Source organism: Aminobacter sp. BA135 (assembly GCF_050859125.1).
Taxonomy (GTDB): Bacteria; Pseudomonadota; Alphaproteobacteria; order Rhizobiales; family Rhizobiaceae; genus Aminobacter; species Aminobacter ciceronei.
This window is the reverse complement of the sequence record NZ_CP139572.1, coordinates 1,593,484-1,606,211: the sequence shown is the minus strand read 5'-3', so window position 1 is coordinate 1,606,211 and position 12,728 is coordinate 1,593,484. Positions and strand designations below refer to the sequence as shown.

Annotated in this window: 16 protein-coding genes; 10 read left to right on the top strand and 6 right to left on the bottom strand. The window is 64.1% G+C overall.

The features are described 5' to 3' along the window. Positions 1 to 49: 49 nt before the first annotated feature. The 3 genes from SLT36_RS07915 to SLT36_RS07905 all read right to left on the bottom strand — a co-directional run bounded on the left by SLT36_RS07915 (position 50) and on the right by SLT36_RS07905 (position 3,223). The gene (locus SLT36_RS07915) at positions 50 to 1,471 is read right to left on the bottom strand and encodes a pyridoxal phosphate-dependent decarboxylase family protein (RefSeq protein ID WP_432286701.1); all 1,422 of its coding nucleotides are present in this window, start codon (positions 1,469 to 1,471) and stop codon (positions 50 to 52) included. A gap of 98 nt (positions 1,472 to 1,569) precedes the next feature. Further along, entirely contained in the window at positions 1,570 to 2,361 is a 792-nt protein-coding gene (locus SLT36_RS07910) for a DUF1194 domain-containing protein (protein WP_432286699.1), read from the bottom strand. 91 nt (positions 2,362 to 2,452) lie between these two features. Continuing rightward, positions 2,453 to 3,223, bottom strand: a complete 771-nt coding sequence (locus SLT36_RS07905) for a class I SAM-dependent methyltransferase (protein ID WP_432286697.1) — start codon at positions 3,221 to 3,223, stop codon at positions 2,453 to 2,455. A gap of 106 nt (positions 3,224 to 3,329) precedes the next feature. Between SLT36_RS07905 and gloB the strand changes: the two genes are divergently transcribed. The 3 genes from gloB (at position 3,330) to SLT36_RS07890 (ending at position 5,108) form a co-directional block, all read left to right on the top strand. After that, entirely contained in the window at positions 3,330 to 4,097 is a 768-nt protein-coding gene (gene gloB, locus SLT36_RS07900) for a hydroxyacylglutathione hydrolase (protein ID WP_432286696.1), read from the top strand. 115 nt (positions 4,098 to 4,212) lie between these two features. Further along, a complete protein-coding gene (locus tag SLT36_RS07895; protein ID WP_432286695.1) occupies positions 4,213 to 4,668 on the top strand; it encodes a DUF6678 family protein in 456 nt (151 codons plus the stop codon). 2 nt (positions 4,669 to 4,670) lie between these two features. Beyond that, positions 4,671 to 5,108, top strand: a complete 438-nt coding sequence (locus SLT36_RS07890; RefSeq protein ID WP_432286694.1) for a cupin domain-containing protein — start codon at positions 4,671 to 4,673, stop codon at positions 5,106 to 5,108. Here SLT36_RS07890 and yddG read toward each other — a convergent pair. Both yddG and SLT36_RS07880 read right to left on the bottom strand, forming a co-directional pair. Next, positions 5,105 to 6,001: an aromatic amino acid exporter YddG gene (yddG, locus tag SLT36_RS07885; protein ID WP_432286692.1), complete on the bottom strand. Its 897-nt coding sequence runs from the start codon at positions 5,999 to 6,001 to the stop codon at positions 5,105 to 5,107. The genes SLT36_RS07890 and yddG overlap by 4 nt on opposite strands. Positions 6,002 to 6,138: 137 nt before the next feature. Further along, complete coding sequence (locus tag SLT36_RS07880) at positions 6,139 to 6,921, bottom strand: DUF3108 domain-containing protein (protein ID WP_432286691.1); 783 nt, start codon at positions 6,919 to 6,921, stop codon at positions 6,139 to 6,141. A gap of 255 nt (positions 6,922 to 7,176) precedes the next feature. Here SLT36_RS07880 and rpmB point away from each other — a divergent pair, with 255 nt between their 5' ends. The 6 genes from rpmB to SLT36_RS07850 all read left to right on the top strand — a co-directional run bounded on the left by rpmB (position 7,177) and on the right by SLT36_RS07850 (position 10,937). Next, complete coding sequence (gene rpmB / locus SLT36_RS07875) at positions 7,177 to 7,473, top strand: 50S ribosomal protein L28 (protein ID WP_067957607.1); 297 nt, start codon at positions 7,177 to 7,179, stop codon at positions 7,471 to 7,473. A 122-nt stretch (positions 7,474 to 7,595) separates the two neighbouring features. Further along, positions 7,596 to 8,273: a queuosine precursor transporter gene (locus SLT36_RS07870; protein WP_067957605.1), complete on the top strand. Its 678-nt coding sequence runs from the start codon at positions 7,596 to 7,598 to the stop codon at positions 8,271 to 8,273. A gap of 59 nt (positions 8,274 to 8,332) precedes the next feature. Then, positions 8,333 to 9,280 (top strand): LysR family transcriptional regulator, encoded by a 948-nt coding sequence (locus tag SLT36_RS07865; RefSeq protein ID WP_432286690.1) that lies wholly within the window; start codon positions 8,333 to 8,335, stop codon positions 9,278 to 9,280. A 100-nt stretch (positions 9,281 to 9,380) separates the two neighbouring features. Continuing rightward, positions 9,381 to 9,743 (top strand): antibiotic biosynthesis monooxygenase family protein, encoded by a 363-nt coding sequence (locus SLT36_RS07860; protein WP_432286688.1) that lies wholly within the window; start codon positions 9,381 to 9,383, stop codon positions 9,741 to 9,743. Positions 9,744 to 9,757: 14 nt separating this feature from the next. Next, entirely contained in the window at positions 9,758 to 10,387 is a 630-nt protein-coding gene (locus tag SLT36_RS07855) for a DsbA family oxidoreductase (protein ID WP_432286686.1), read from the top strand. Positions 10,388 to 10,532: 145 nt separating this feature from the next. Continuing rightward, entirely contained in the window at positions 10,533 to 10,937 is a 405-nt protein-coding gene (locus SLT36_RS07850) for a GNAT family N-acetyltransferase (protein ID WP_432286684.1), read from the top strand. A gap of 6 nt (positions 10,938 to 10,943) precedes the next feature. Here SLT36_RS07850 and SLT36_RS07845 read toward each other — a convergent pair whose 3' ends face one another. Next, a complete protein-coding gene (locus tag SLT36_RS07845; RefSeq protein ID WP_432286682.1) occupies positions 10,944 to 11,372 on the bottom strand; it encodes an Lrp/AsnC family transcriptional regulator in 429 nt (142 codons plus the stop codon). 122 nt (positions 11,373 to 11,494) lie between these two features. On the opposite strand from SLT36_RS07845, the gene SLT36_RS07840 reads away from it, so the two are divergent. After that, positions 11,495 to 12,595 carry a saccharopine dehydrogenase C-terminal domain-containing protein gene (locus SLT36_RS07840; protein WP_432286680.1) on the top strand — a complete coding sequence of 367 codons (1,101 nt, stop codon included), beginning with the start codon at positions 11,495 to 11,497 and terminating at the stop codon, positions 12,593 to 12,595. Positions 12,596 to 12,728 lie beyond the last annotated feature (133 nt).

The window sequence follows — 12,728 nt, the reverse complement described above, 5'->3', positions numbered from 1 at the left end:
GGCGGGTGAATATGCCGGCGGCGAAGCCAAGTAACCGGCAATATTCGCGTCAGTCCTGGGTCGTTTCACGCACGCCGCGCCAGGCTGAGATGATGGCTGCGGCGGTGGCCTTGCCGGCCGCGTCGTCGATGAGCCAGGAAATCACCGAAATGCGCATCACCTCGCGTCCGCGCCATTTGGCGCCGCCGGCGAAGGCAACGCCGTCCCGCTGGAGCCGGATGATCGTTGCCCGGGTCAGTTCATCGCCGCGCTCGGCAGGCTCGTCGGCGCCGAAACGCACCAGCACCTGGTTGAGCACGACATCGTTGAGCACTGCGATGGCGTTTTCACCACGCAGCTCATCGGCGATCAGCCGGGCAACACGACAGTGCCGCTCGACCATGGTGGCAATGCCCTCGCGGCCGAGATGGCGGATGATCGCCCAGGTGGCGAAACCACGCGCCCGCCGCGACAGTTCGGGAACGAAATGGCTGGGGTCGCGCTCGCCCTCCATAGCCGTCGGCAGATAGCTCGCCGCAATCGTCATGGCGCGGCGATGCGCCTCGCTGTCGCGGACGATGGCATAGCCGCAGTCATAAGGCGTCTGCAGCCATTTGTGACCATCGGTTGCCCAGGAATCACAAGCGTCGAGCCCCTCGGTGAAATGCCTGAAAGCAGGGCAGGCACGCGCCCAGGCCCCGAATGCGCTGTCGACATGGATCCAGGCACCGACCCCGCGGGCGATCGGCACCAGTTCGGTGAACCTGTCGAAGCCGCCTGTGTTGATCTGGCCGGCCTGCAGGATGACGATTGCCGGCCCACGCACGTCAGCCGCACGGTGAGCGAAATCGTCCGGCACCATCTGGCCCTGGCTGTCGGTGGCGACCCGGATCAGCCGATCGTGGCCAAGGCCGAGGAATTGCAGCGCCGAAAACACCGTGGTGTGGGCGTCGTCTCCAATCAGCACGGAAATCGACGGCGCGCCGAACAGGCCGTTGGCTTCGACATCCCAGCCGATACGACGCAGCACCTCGCCGCGCGCCGCGGCCAGGCAAACGAAATTTGCCACCGTAGCACCTGTGACGAAGCCGACCGAGCTTTCGCGTGGCAGATCGAGCAGGTCGAGCAGCCAGCGCGCGGCAACCGTCTCGGCCGCGGCGGCCGACGGCATGGCGTGGTGGTTGCCGGCGTTCTGGCCCCATGCGCTGGTCATCCAGTCCGCAGCGACGCCAACCGGATGCGAACCACCAATGACCCAGCCGAAGAAGCGTGCGCCGGTGGTAACGTTGAGGCCCGGTTCGGCCCGTGCCGCCAGTTCGTCGACCACGACGCCGGGTGCTTCTCCGGTCTCGGGCAAAGGGCCGTCAAAGGCGGCCAAGGCGTCGGCGTAGCCATGCAGCGGACGCTGCGGCCTGGATGGCAGTTCCGACCTGTAACGGACGGCATGGTCCGCGGCCTGGCGCAGCAGGCGCCCGATCTGTTCCCCCTCCATGGCAGTACCCTCTGCTCCAAGAGTGCCGTAATCCGCAGAAACATTAGAAACCAAGCATATTCCGCGCGGGGCTTCCCGGCAACGAACGCACCCGCAGTCTAACGATCTAGCTCGGGGAAATAGGGATCGGAATAGATCCGCCTGTCGCGTTCGCCGGCCATGCAGTCGACCCGGGGCTCGGTATCGATCCTGACGACCGGCACGGCATGGGTGTCGCCGCTGACCTCGAGCACCAGCTTGCGCCGGATCGCAGTGGCGAATTCCGACGCCGCCTTGATCGGCAGGACGAACGAGCCGGGGCCGCCTGTGACGCATTCGGCGTAATAACGGTCGAGCCGGGACGCCGTTCGCGACGGCCGGATCAGGATCGGCAAGCCGTTGATGACGATTCCCTGGGCCAGAGCAGCGTCACGCGCGGGAAGCACCGGGTTGCCGAAATTGTTAGGCCCGTCGCCCGAAATGTCGATGACGCGGCGAAAGCCGTCGGCGTCGTTGCTGTCGAACAGGTTGGCGCCATAAGTGACCGCGCCCGAGATCGAGGTGCCGCGAAAGCCGCTGAACGGCCTCGCCTCGAGCCTGGCGGCGAAGGCGGCAGCACTCTGCGGCCCGTCGATGATCTGCCACGGCACCACCGATTCCTCGCGCACGGTGCCCGCCCATTCGAAATAGGTGATGGCGACGCGGCCGTGGTGGCCGGACAGCACGGCATCAATAAAATCAGGGTGGCGCAGCGCCGCGACATAACCCGCGCGCTGGAGGGTGAACTCTTCCAGATCCATCGAGCGCGAGACGTCGACCGCAAGCACGAGCTCGACATCGACCGCAGCACCAGCCACGGGGCGCGGCACCTCGCAGCCCAGACACAAGACTATGGCCAGCACGCCCAGCATCGTTTGCAGGCTCTCCCAACGGATGGATCAGTGTCGCGGCAATGGCGTCGGAATGGAAGTGGTGCGGCTTCACCCCTTCGTGAGGTACAGCCTAGCCACCATGCTCCGCGTCGCCACGGCGTAGGGCTGGAAAGCCGCGTGAGGCGCCGGTGGGCGACAGCACCGGCACAAAGACGCGCCGCGAGGCGCGCTGCGCCACCGGAATGCCCTGGTAGACGCGCTTCTGCGCCTCGACGACGATGGCGCCGGCAAAGATCGGCCAGAGGCGGCGACCGGCGCGCTCGAACAGATGGTCGAACTTCATCATCCATTTGCGCCGTGACGGCGGGAAATGCAGCGCATCCGACCATGCCGAGACGGTGAAATTGGCCTCGCGCAACAGTTCGTTGAGCTGGCCGGACGAGAATGGCCGCCCGGTGCCGAAGGGCGTGTGCTCGAAACGCGCCCACATGCCGCGCCGGTTGGGCACGACAATGACGATGCGCCCCGCCGGCGACAGCACGCGCCAGATCTCCTTCAGCGTCTCGCGCGGGTTTTCGGCATGTTCGAGCGAATGGACCAGCAGCACCCGGTCGACCGAGGAATCGACGAGCGGCAACTCCTCGTCAAAGACGAGTGCCGTCGAGGACGGCCCATTCGCCGGCCAGACCACGGCACCTTGTGTAGCCGGCATGAAGGCGAAGACACGCTCGGCATCGCTGCCGAATCGGTCGAGCCAGGGCAGCGTGTAACCGAGCCCGACAAGCCGCTCATTGGGCAGGCCAGCCCACACCGACGACAGCGCCATTGTTATCGACTGCTCGGCGAGGCGGCCAAGCGGCGTCGAGTAGAAGGAGCGAAGATCGACGATGTCGGAATTCATGGGCCGAAGGTAGACGCGCCGCCCACCGACTTCAACGACCCCGCCCCATTTGGCGTGACAGGCTTGGCGGCGCGCCCTATCGTTCCCGGCAAAATGGAGTCCTGTCATGGCTGTCGAGATCAAGCTTTTCATGTGCCGCACCGACAATTTCGGCGCGCTTTTGCACGACCGCGAAACCGGTGAGACGGCAATCATCGATGCCCCGGAGGAAGGCCCGATCCAGTCGGCGATCGAGCACAGCGGCTGGACGCCGTCGACGATCCTGACGACGCATCACCATACCGACCATGTCGAGGCGAACCTGGCCTTGAAGAGCCGCTACAAGCTGCGCATCATCGGCCCCGAAGCCGAGCGCGACAAGATCCCCGGCATCGACGACACGGTCGAGCAAGGCTCGGTCATTCCTTTCGGCAACGAGACCATCGAGGTCATCGAGACACCGGGCCATACGGCCGGCCATGTCTGCTACTACCTGCCGAAATCGAAGCTGGCCTTCACCGCCGACACGCTGTTTGCGCTCGGCTGCGGCCGGCTGTTCGAGCGTCCCGCACCCGTCATGTTCGAATCGCTGAAGAAGCTCGCCGCCCTGCCGCCGGAGACGGTGATCTATTGCGGGCACGAATACACGCTGTCCAATGCGCGTTTCGCGCTGACGATCGATCCGGACAACGCAGCCCTGCGCGCGCGCACCGAAAAGATCGAGGCGCTGCGCAGCGACGGCAGGCCGACACTGCCGACGACAATCGGCGAGGAGCTGGCGACCAACCCGTTCCTGCGCTGGGCCGATCCAGCCATCCGCAAGCATCTCGGCATGGAACAGGCGACTGATGTCGACGTCTTCACTGAGGTCCGCAGGCGCAAGGACAATTTCTGACCATGCGGGCTCAGGAGATCATCGCCACATTTAGCATGCAGCGGGTGGGATAATCAGTCACACGTCAGCCGCACGAAATGTTGCGGCATTCCAGCATCGCTGCAATGATGGACAAATGGTAGTAGCGACGCCCGATCCAGACCATGTGTATCTGCTCACCGATGCAAAGGACAAGAAACGCATCAGGGAAATCCTGACAGAGCGCGGTTTGGCTTCATACATGAACGACACGAAGTGGCGGGAACTTTGTCGGGGTATGTATCAGCTGCCTTTTCCGCCCGCATACCAGGTCAAATACGTGCATCAGGCACCTGAGACACACGAGCTTGAGTATGCACCGGCATACTTCGGCGACTGGGCAAGAACCCACGAAGCGAGCCTTGGCCTGCACATCGAGTGGATAAGGATTGCACCCCGCTACACCGAGCACAGAGGCCTGTTGGTAAGCCCGGTGATACAGGATTGCTCAAGCGAACTGATCGCACTGCTCACACGGATCCACGTTCCATTTATCGAGCAGGATAGCTTCGTGGTGATCTATGGGCACGGCTCGGCTTCGACCCCGATCTGACCATGAGGGCTCAAGAGATCATCGCCACACTCGGCATGCAGCGCCACCCCGAAGGCGGCTGGTATGTCGAGACCTTTCGCGACAGCCCGCCAGGCGGGCCGCATGGTCTGCGCGGCAACCAGACGGCGATCTATTTCCTGCTCAAGCACGGCGACGTCTCGCACTGGCACCGCGTCAGGGATGCCGCCGAGATCTGGCATTTTCATGCCGGGGCGCCGATCGAGCTCAGGCTGTTCCAGCAAGGCGGCGAAATCGTCGCCCACACACTCGGCATCGACATAACAGCGGGCCAGCGGCCGCAATGCGTGGTGCCATCCGGCTGGTGGCAGACGGCGCGTTGCCTGGGTGACTGGACGCTTGTCGGCTGCACGGTGTCACCGGGTTTCGAATTCGCCCAGTTCGAGTTGGCGGAACCGGGCTGGGAGCCGAGTGTCGGCTAGGCCCCTGCCCCGTCGGCGGCCGGCCCCTTGCCCTCGCCAAAGATCAGCGATTTCGCCGCCAGCACCGCACCGCCGGTGATGAGCACGCAAGCGGCGAGGATGCGCAGCGATGGTTCGGCGAAGCCGGCCGCGATCAGCACCAGGGTCGACAGCAGCGGGGCGGCGTAGCTCGCAGCACCGAGCACCTGGATGTTGCCGCGCTTGACGCCGATGTCCCAGGCATAGAAGGCAGCACCGACCGGCATCAGGCCGAGGCCAAGCACGGCGAGCCACTGGCCGGCATTGGCCGGCAGCACGGTCTCTTCCAGCGCCAGGTGGCAGGCAAAGGACAGCACCGACGTCGCCAGGCAGAACCAGGTGACGACGGTCGTCGGCACCGACGGAAAGCGGCGTGACAGAAGCGAATAGCCCGACCACAGGAAGGCGCAGGCGAAGGCCATGATGTAGCCGAAGGCGTAGCGCGGCTCGAAGGCCAGCCCGCCGCCCTTGGTGACGATCAGGAATGTGCCGGCCAGGCCGAGCAGCGCACCGGCGATGTGGTTCCAGCGCAGGCGCTCGCCCGGCATCAGCGCCGAGCCGAGCACAATGAAGAGCGGCCAGAGATAGGCGATCAGGCTGGCCTCGACCGCCGGCGCGTTGCGCAGCGCAGTGAAGTAGAAGAAGTGATAGCCGAACAGGCCGACGATGCCGATGATCCAGACCTGCGCCGGGATCTTCTCGGCCTTGTCGGGCTTGGGCATGAACAGGCGGGCAACAAGGCCGACGCAGGTGCCGATGGCGAAGGTGATCGCCGACATCAGGAACGGCGGCACCGAACCGGAGGCGTCTGTAAGCAAGGCCAGCAGCGCCCACATGGCGACCGCCGAAAATCCGATCAAGGTTGCGCGCCCCACTTACCCCTCCCGGCGCAACGCGCCTTTTCCCGTGGAGCATGACCGCGTCCGGAAACCGGCGCCCCCTTTTTGTTGCGCATGATCTTATCCGAAAATCGATGTCCACTTTTCGGGAACATGCTTCGTTCGGGTCATGCTCAATTGGTCGCTTCGAAGCGCCGTGCCTTGACGGTGATCGTTCCGATCTCCGTGCTTACGGTCGCATATATAGGCGCATATACTCCGGTTTCGCCGAGCGGCGCAAACGTCACCATGATGCGGCTGCGGTCGCGCAGGAAGGTCAGCGCCTTCTTGTCGGTGCGGTAGCCCGAGACAGGCTGGAAACCCATGCTGCAGGTGACAGTGTCGCCCGCGAAACCCTTGACCGCCATCTTCTTGCGCGACACCTCGGTCAGCCTGAGGTCGGCACGCAGTTCGCCATCATAGATCCTGACAGTGCGGCCGCAGACCTTGTCGAGGCTGGGCGCGCGGATGACGGTCGCGGCGATCGGATCGGCGACGCCGCGCAGGTCGTTGGCACCGAGCGGAATCCACGTCTTGCCGCGCTTCTTGGGCGGCGGCACCACCTCGGTGCTGGTGACGCGGTCGCCGGAAAAGCCGACCGCGACGAGCGAGCTGACCTTGCCCGAGACATAGTCGGCGCGGAAGGCTCGTGGCCTGGTGCGGCCCTCGCCAAAACTGCCGCGCGACGAGATCGTGCCGCGCGTGTCGTCGAAGAAGGCGGCCAGCCCGGCGCTGGAGACCCTGCCGTTGACGACATAGGAGTTGCCCTCATAGGTGCTGTCGAAGGTCGCCTTGGCGACCGGAATGCCGAGAAACGAGAGCGAATAATCGCCGCTGAAGGATTTACCGGCGGCGAGCAGCGGCGACGGCAGGACGGCGAGGCAAAGGCAAAGCAGGATCGGTGCGGGGCGGCGCATTCCAGGTAACACCTCATCGACAGCGCAAGCTGCGCCTGCCGCTGTTCACGTCCCTGCGCAATGGTTATAGAACCAATTCCGGCCATTCTGTGGAGTTGGGGACAACGCCTGGAAACAACCGGGGTGCTTGACGCGTCGGTGAAATACACTTATGGAACGCCAACTTTTTCCATGAGGCCGCCTGACTGAGACCGCGCGCCATCGTTATTCGGTGCGTCATCGTCGCTTGGTCCGCCAGAACTGAAGGTAAGTAACATGTCCCGCGCTTGCGAACTCACCGGCAAAGCCGTCATGACCGGCAACAATGTGAGCCACGCCAACAACAAGACCCGTCGTCGCTTCCTGCCGAACCTGGTCAACGTCACGCTCATCTCCGAGACGCTGAACCAGAACGTGCGCCTGCGCATTTCGGCCAACGCCCTGCGCACGGTCGAGCATCGCGGTGGCCTCGACGCCTTCCTGATCAAGGCTGACGCGGAAGAGCTGTCGCAGCGTGCGCGCCTGCTCAAGAAGCAGATCGCCAAGAAGAACGCCGAGCAGGCCGCAGCCTAATCGTCTGACGAGGCGGGGGACGACCGCCTGGAGCCTCTGACGGCCGCAAGGACGATGGAGGCTCCGCCCAAATCCGCCCGGGCTATGCCCGCACCGCTGGTTCCATTACCCAGGATAAAAAAATGAACTCCGGTTCAAGATATCTGCCTTTCGTGGCGGCCATGGCGCTTGTCGTCGTCGCTTCCAACATTCTCGTCCAGTTCCCGATGCAGGGACAGGTCGGACCTTTGGCGCTTGCCGACGTCCTGACCTGGGGTGCTTTCACCTACCCCTTCTCATTCCTGGTCACCGACCTTGCCAACCGGCGCTACGGCCCGAAGCTGGCACGGCGTATCGTCTTCGTCGGCTTCACGGTTGCGGTGGTCTGCTCGATCGTCATTCCGCCGGTGCTGTTCCGCTATGGCCTGATCCCGTTCGACACGGCTGCCGATCGACTGGCGCGAATCGCCGTTGCCTCCGGTGCTGCCTTCCTGACCGCCCAGTTGCTCGACATCACCGTGTTCAACTGGCTGCGCCGGCAGAGCTGGTGGCGCGCGCCGATCTTCGGCACGCTCGTCGGTTCGGTGTTCGACACGGCGATCTTCTTCGGCATCGCCTTTTCGGCAGCCTTCGCTTTCCTCGGCCCCGAGGATGCATTCGCCCTGGAAGCGGCCCCGCTGTTCGGCGTGCTGCCGTTCGAGGCGGCGCGCTGGATCTCGTGGGCGCTCGGCGACCTTACCGTGAAGCTTCTGATCGCCGTCTTCGCGCTGATCCCCTACCGCCTGATCGCCGCGCGCTGGACACAGCCGGCGCTGGCATAGCCGCCAACAAATACCACAGCATTGCCACGAGCAGCCGATGATCGATCGGCTGCTCTTGCATGTCGGGCGCCGCCGCATACCTTACCGGCTCGCGCCACGGCATGATCGGCAGGGGTATGGCTCTCGATTCGGTTGATCTTTTCCTCGAGGTCGTTCGCACCGGAAGCTTTTCCGGCGCGGCCAGAGCCACCGGTATCCCCGTCTCGACGATAAGCCAGCGTATCGCCGCACTCGAAACCCGCCTCGGCAGCACCTTGCTCAAGCGCACCACGCGACGTCTGGCCTTGACTGAAACCGGCGCAAGCTATCACGAGGTCGCGTCGCGGGCGCTGGCCGAACTGCGCGGCTACGAGGCCGAGCTGACCGACACGGCGGCAGGGCTGAGCGGCAAGCTCAGAGTGGCGAGCACAATCGCCATGGACGATGTGCTGGCGCCGCTGCTGAGCAGCTACCTTGAGGCTCATCCCAACATGTCGCTGGAGCTCAACCTGAGCGGCCGCAACGCCGACCTGTTCACTGATGGCATCGACGTCGCCATTCGGGTCGGCACGCTGCGCGACGATTCGGGGCTGGTGGCGCGTTCGCTTGGCAGTGCCGCGCTGCGGCTCGTGGCGTCACCTGCCTATCTCGCGGCACATGCACCAATCAGCCATCCTGGTGACATCGACACCGGCCAGCTGATGTCCTTTTCCGGATATGCCTCGGCACAGCTGCACCACGCCGGCGGCGACCCCTACGAACTGAGCATCGCCGGTCGTTTCACCGGCAACCAGCTTTCGTCATTGCGGCATCAAGCCGTCGCGGGTCGTGGCATCGCGCTGGTGCCGGCTGCATTCCTGGCCCGGGAACTGGCCAGTGGCGAATTGGTGACGGTGTTGCCCGAGTGGAGCGGCGAGGCGCAGCCGATCCACATCGTCTATCTGCGCCAGCGCATCGTCTCGAGGCGCCTGCGCTCCTTCATCGACCATGTCGTCGCGCATTTTCCGCGCCAGCTGTTCGTCGCCTGATCTTCCGTCGATCCGGAAGCTGCATCCTGAAATCTCCGGCTAATCCGGCCGGGTACCTGTCCTTACCTTCGGCTCATCGAAGCGACGAAAGGACATGCAGATGCAGGACACACAGGGATTCTACTCGATCATCGACTACACCGTGGACGGCGCCCAGACACAGCGAGAGCTGATCGACGCCTTCGCCGGCCTGCAGGAAAAATGGGTGCGGTTCTATCCCGGCTACAAGTCGGCGCATCTGTTTGCCAGCACCGACGGCACGCGCGTCTACAACATCATCCACTGGGAAAGCGAAGCCGCGCATCGCGAATTCGAGCGCGTTTCGGACAATGCCGCGCGCATTGCGGCGATCCAGGGCGTCATCGACGGCCTCAAGGGCAAGGCCGAGCCCAGAATGAGCGGCCCACCGCGCTACAACCTCGTCCGCGAAATCGCGCCCGGCCCGCGCCCGATCGACGCCTGAGCCGGGAGGAGACCATGCAGATCGAGATGCATGCCGACGTGCTGTGTCCGTGGAGCTACATCGCCAAGCGCCGCCTCGAAGCCGCCTCGGCGCTTGCCGGCATGCCGATCAAGATCGTTTGGCGCAGCTTCGAGTTGTCGCCCGAAGGCGCTCTGATATCAGGCGACAGCGCCGCCGACATGATCAGGCAATGGCGCGGCGATGCGGCCGAAGCGCGGATCGCCCAGATCACAGGGTTCGGAGCGGTCGAGGGCATCAAGCTCGACCTGGAGAACGCCCGCCCGGTCAACAGCTTCAACGCGCACCGGCTGGTTCACCTTGGTGCAGCGAGCGGCAAGGCCGACGCGGTGATGGAACGCCTGCTGCAGGCCTATCACAGCGAGGCCGAAAACATAGCCGACCGCGGCGTTCTGGACCGGCTTGGCCGCGAGGCCGGGCTTGCGCCAGGTGCGGTGGCGGTATTGCTCGCCGGCGACGACTTCGCCGCCGCCGTGCGCGCCGACAAGCGCCTCGCCGTCCAACGCGGCATATCGGGCGTGCCGGTGATGGTCCTCGCCGGGACAGCGCCGACTTCGGCGGTCAAGCCGGTCGAGGAGCTTGCCAAGCTGCTGCGACAGGCGGCGGCAAGCGAGCCGAGCGCATGAGCATCGAGGAGCATTCGCCACTTTCCGCGACCACCGGGGACATGCTGGCGTAATGCAATCTCGACAATGTCGCGGGAGTTACGTCAGACACGGTGGATACATGACCATTACACTACGCCCGCTCAACGATGCCTAGCGGGCAAGAATGCTTGAGCTGCAAGTCGCGCCGGCGCAGCAGAATTTTGTCGCCAGCAACGAGGATTCGATCGAAGAGGCTGATGCGGGCCACCATTACGCGCCGTTCGCCATCTATGCCGATGACCTGCCGGTCGGCTTCACCATGTATGCGCTCGATCCCGACGACGGCAATTACTGGATCTATCGGCTGATGATCGACCAGCGTTACCAGCGGCTCGGCTATGGTCGCAAGGCGTTGCTGGAGATGCTGAAGCTGATGTCGAAGCTGCCCAGCTGCGGCCATGTCACCTTGAGCGTCGTGCCGGAAAACGAAATGGCGATGGCGCTCTATCGCGAGGTTGGCTTCCGCGCGACGGGCGAGGTCATCGGCGGCGAGGTCGTCTTTCGTCACGACCTTTCGGCGATCGGCTGAGGCCGATCAGCGGTCGATTCGCGTCGACAAGACGATCGACGACAAGGTGCGTTCGACACCTTCGAGCGCACCTATTCGGTCGATCAAGGCATCGAGGTCGCGCACCGACGGCGCCTCGACGACGACGATCATGTCGAAATTGCCGCTGACCGAATGCAGCGTGCGCACCTCGGGAATCCGCTTCAGCACCGCCTCCACCGCCGCCGAGACCTTGGGCAGCGCGGTGACCAGGATATGTGCGCGAACCAGGTTCTTCTCGTAGTCTGGCGACAGCTTGACGCTGTAGCCAGCAATCACCCCGCGCTGTTCCAGCCGCTCGATCCGGCTTTGCACCGTCGTTCGCGACACACCTAGCTTGCGCGCCAGCTCGGCCGTCGAGGCGCGCGCGTTCTCGCGCAACAAGGCAAGCAGGGCGCGATCAGGGTCTGTCGTCATTTCGTCGATACCATACGTCGTTTCGTCCAAAACATATCGGCTTTTCGGCAATATCGATACTGCCTTTTGACGAGACGCGACCGTAGACTCCGCGCGAAATTCCATTTGAAGGGGACATGACCATGAAACAGATCGTTGTCGTAGGCGCAGGCAAGATCGGCTCGACCATCGCCGACATGCTGGCCGAGAGTGGCGATTACCAGGTGACCGTGGTCGACCGCTCACAGGCAGCACTTGATTCGCTCGAGACCGGCAACGCCGTGCAGACGCTTAAGGTCGAGATTGCCGAAGCTGGCGCCCTCGACGCCGTTTTGGCCGGCAAGTTCGCCGTACTTTCCGCTGCCCCCTTCCACCTCACCACGCGCATTGCCGAGGCAGCGGCCAAGGCCGGCGTGCACTATCTCGACCTGACCGAGGACGTCGCTTCGACCCGCATCGTCAAGGAATTGGCTGTCATCGCCAAGAGCGCCTTCATCCCGCAGTGCGGCCTCGCACCAGGCTTCATCTCGATCGTCGCCAACGATCTCGCCAAGCGCTTCGATTCGCTGGAAAGCGTGCGCATGCGCGTCGGCGCACTGCCGCAGTACCCGTCCAATGCATTGAACTACAATCTGACCTGGAGCACCGACGGCGTCATCAACGAGTATTGCGAGCCCTGTGAGGCGATCGTCGAAGGCTCGCTGGTCGAGGTGCCGCCGCTGGAAGAACGCGAAGAGTTCTCGCTCGACGGCATCACCTATGAGGCGTTCAACACCTCGGGCGGTCTCGGCACCCTTTGCGAGACCTACAAGGGCAAGGTGCGCACGCTGAACTACCGCACCATTCGCTATCCCGGCCACGCCGCGATCATGAAGGCGCTGCTCAACGATCTCGGCCTGCGTCACCGCCGCGAAGTGCTCAAGGACATCCTCGAGAACTCGCTGCCGGCGACCATGCAGGACGTGGTGGTGATCTTCGTCACCGTCAGCGGCCGCAAGGGCGGGCGCCTGCTCCAGGAAAGCTACGCCAACAAGATCTACAGCCGCCAGATGGGCAAAATGGTGCGCAGCGCCATCCAGATCACCACGGCTTCCGGCATCTGCGCCGTGCTCGACATGCTGGCCAACGGCGCATTGCCGCAGCAGGGCTTCATCCGCCAGGAAGACATCCCACTCGACGCCTTCCTCGCCAACCGCTTCGGCCACAACTACGCCCAGGCCGCGACAAGCCATCTGGCAGCCTGATTGGGGGACGCCTTACGGGGAGGATACCCCGGAGGTCATGATTTTTGCCGCGAGGGGTTAGGGGACCCCTCGCTTTCTTTTTGTTCGGATAGCTGCGACCGGCTCCCTGCTTGGCTCGGCCAAGGGCAAGTTC

Coding starts and splice junctions, on each gene's coding strand:
- SLT36_RS07915 (WP_432286701.1), bottom strand. CDS start 1,471: ATGGAGGGGGAACAGATCGGGCGCCTGCTGCGCCAGGCCGCGGACCAT.
- SLT36_RS07910 (WP_432286699.1), bottom strand. CDS start 2,361: ATGCTGGGCGTGCTGGCCATAGTCTTGTGTCTGGGCTGCGAGGTGCCG.
- SLT36_RS07905 (WP_432286697.1), bottom strand. CDS start 3,223: ATGAATTCCGACATCGTCGATCTTCGCTCCTTCTACTCGACGCCGCTT.
- gloB (WP_432286696.1), top strand. CDS start 3,330: ATGGCTGTCGAGATCAAGCTTTTCATGTGCCGCACCGACAATTTCGGC.
- SLT36_RS07895 (WP_432286695.1), top strand. CDS start 4,213: ATGGTAGTAGCGACGCCCGATCCAGACCATGTGTATCTGCTCACCGAT.
- SLT36_RS07890 (WP_432286694.1), top strand. CDS start 4,671: ATGAGGGCTCAAGAGATCATCGCCACACTCGGCATGCAGCGCCACCCC.
- SLT36_RS07880 (WP_432286691.1), bottom strand. CDS start 6,921: ATGCGCCGCCCCGCACCGATCCTGCTTTGCCTTTGCCTCGCCGTCCTG.
- rpmB (WP_067957607.1), top strand. CDS start 7,177: ATGTCCCGCGCTTGCGAACTCACCGGCAAAGCCGTCATGACCGGCAAC.
- SLT36_RS07870 (WP_067957605.1), top strand. CDS start 7,596: ATGAACTCCGGTTCAAGATATCTGCCTTTCGTGGCGGCCATGGCGCTT.
- SLT36_RS07865 (WP_432286690.1), top strand. CDS start 8,333: ATGTCGGGCGCCGCCGCATACCTTACCGGCTCGCGCCACGGCATGATC.
- SLT36_RS07860 (WP_432286688.1), top strand. CDS start 9,381: ATGCAGGACACACAGGGATTCTACTCGATCATCGACTACACCGTGGAC.
- SLT36_RS07855 (WP_432286686.1), top strand. CDS start 9,758: ATGCAGATCGAGATGCATGCCGACGTGCTGTGTCCGTGGAGCTACATC.
- SLT36_RS07850 (WP_432286684.1), top strand. CDS start 10,533: ATGCTTGAGCTGCAAGTCGCGCCGGCGCAGCAGAATTTTGTCGCCAGC.
- SLT36_RS07845 (WP_432286682.1), bottom strand. CDS start 11,372: ATGACGACAGACCCTGATCGCGCCCTGCTTGCCTTGTTGCGCGAGAAC.
- SLT36_RS07840 (WP_432286680.1), top strand. CDS start 11,495: ATGAAACAGATCGTTGTCGTAGGCGCAGGCAAGATCGGCTCGACCATC.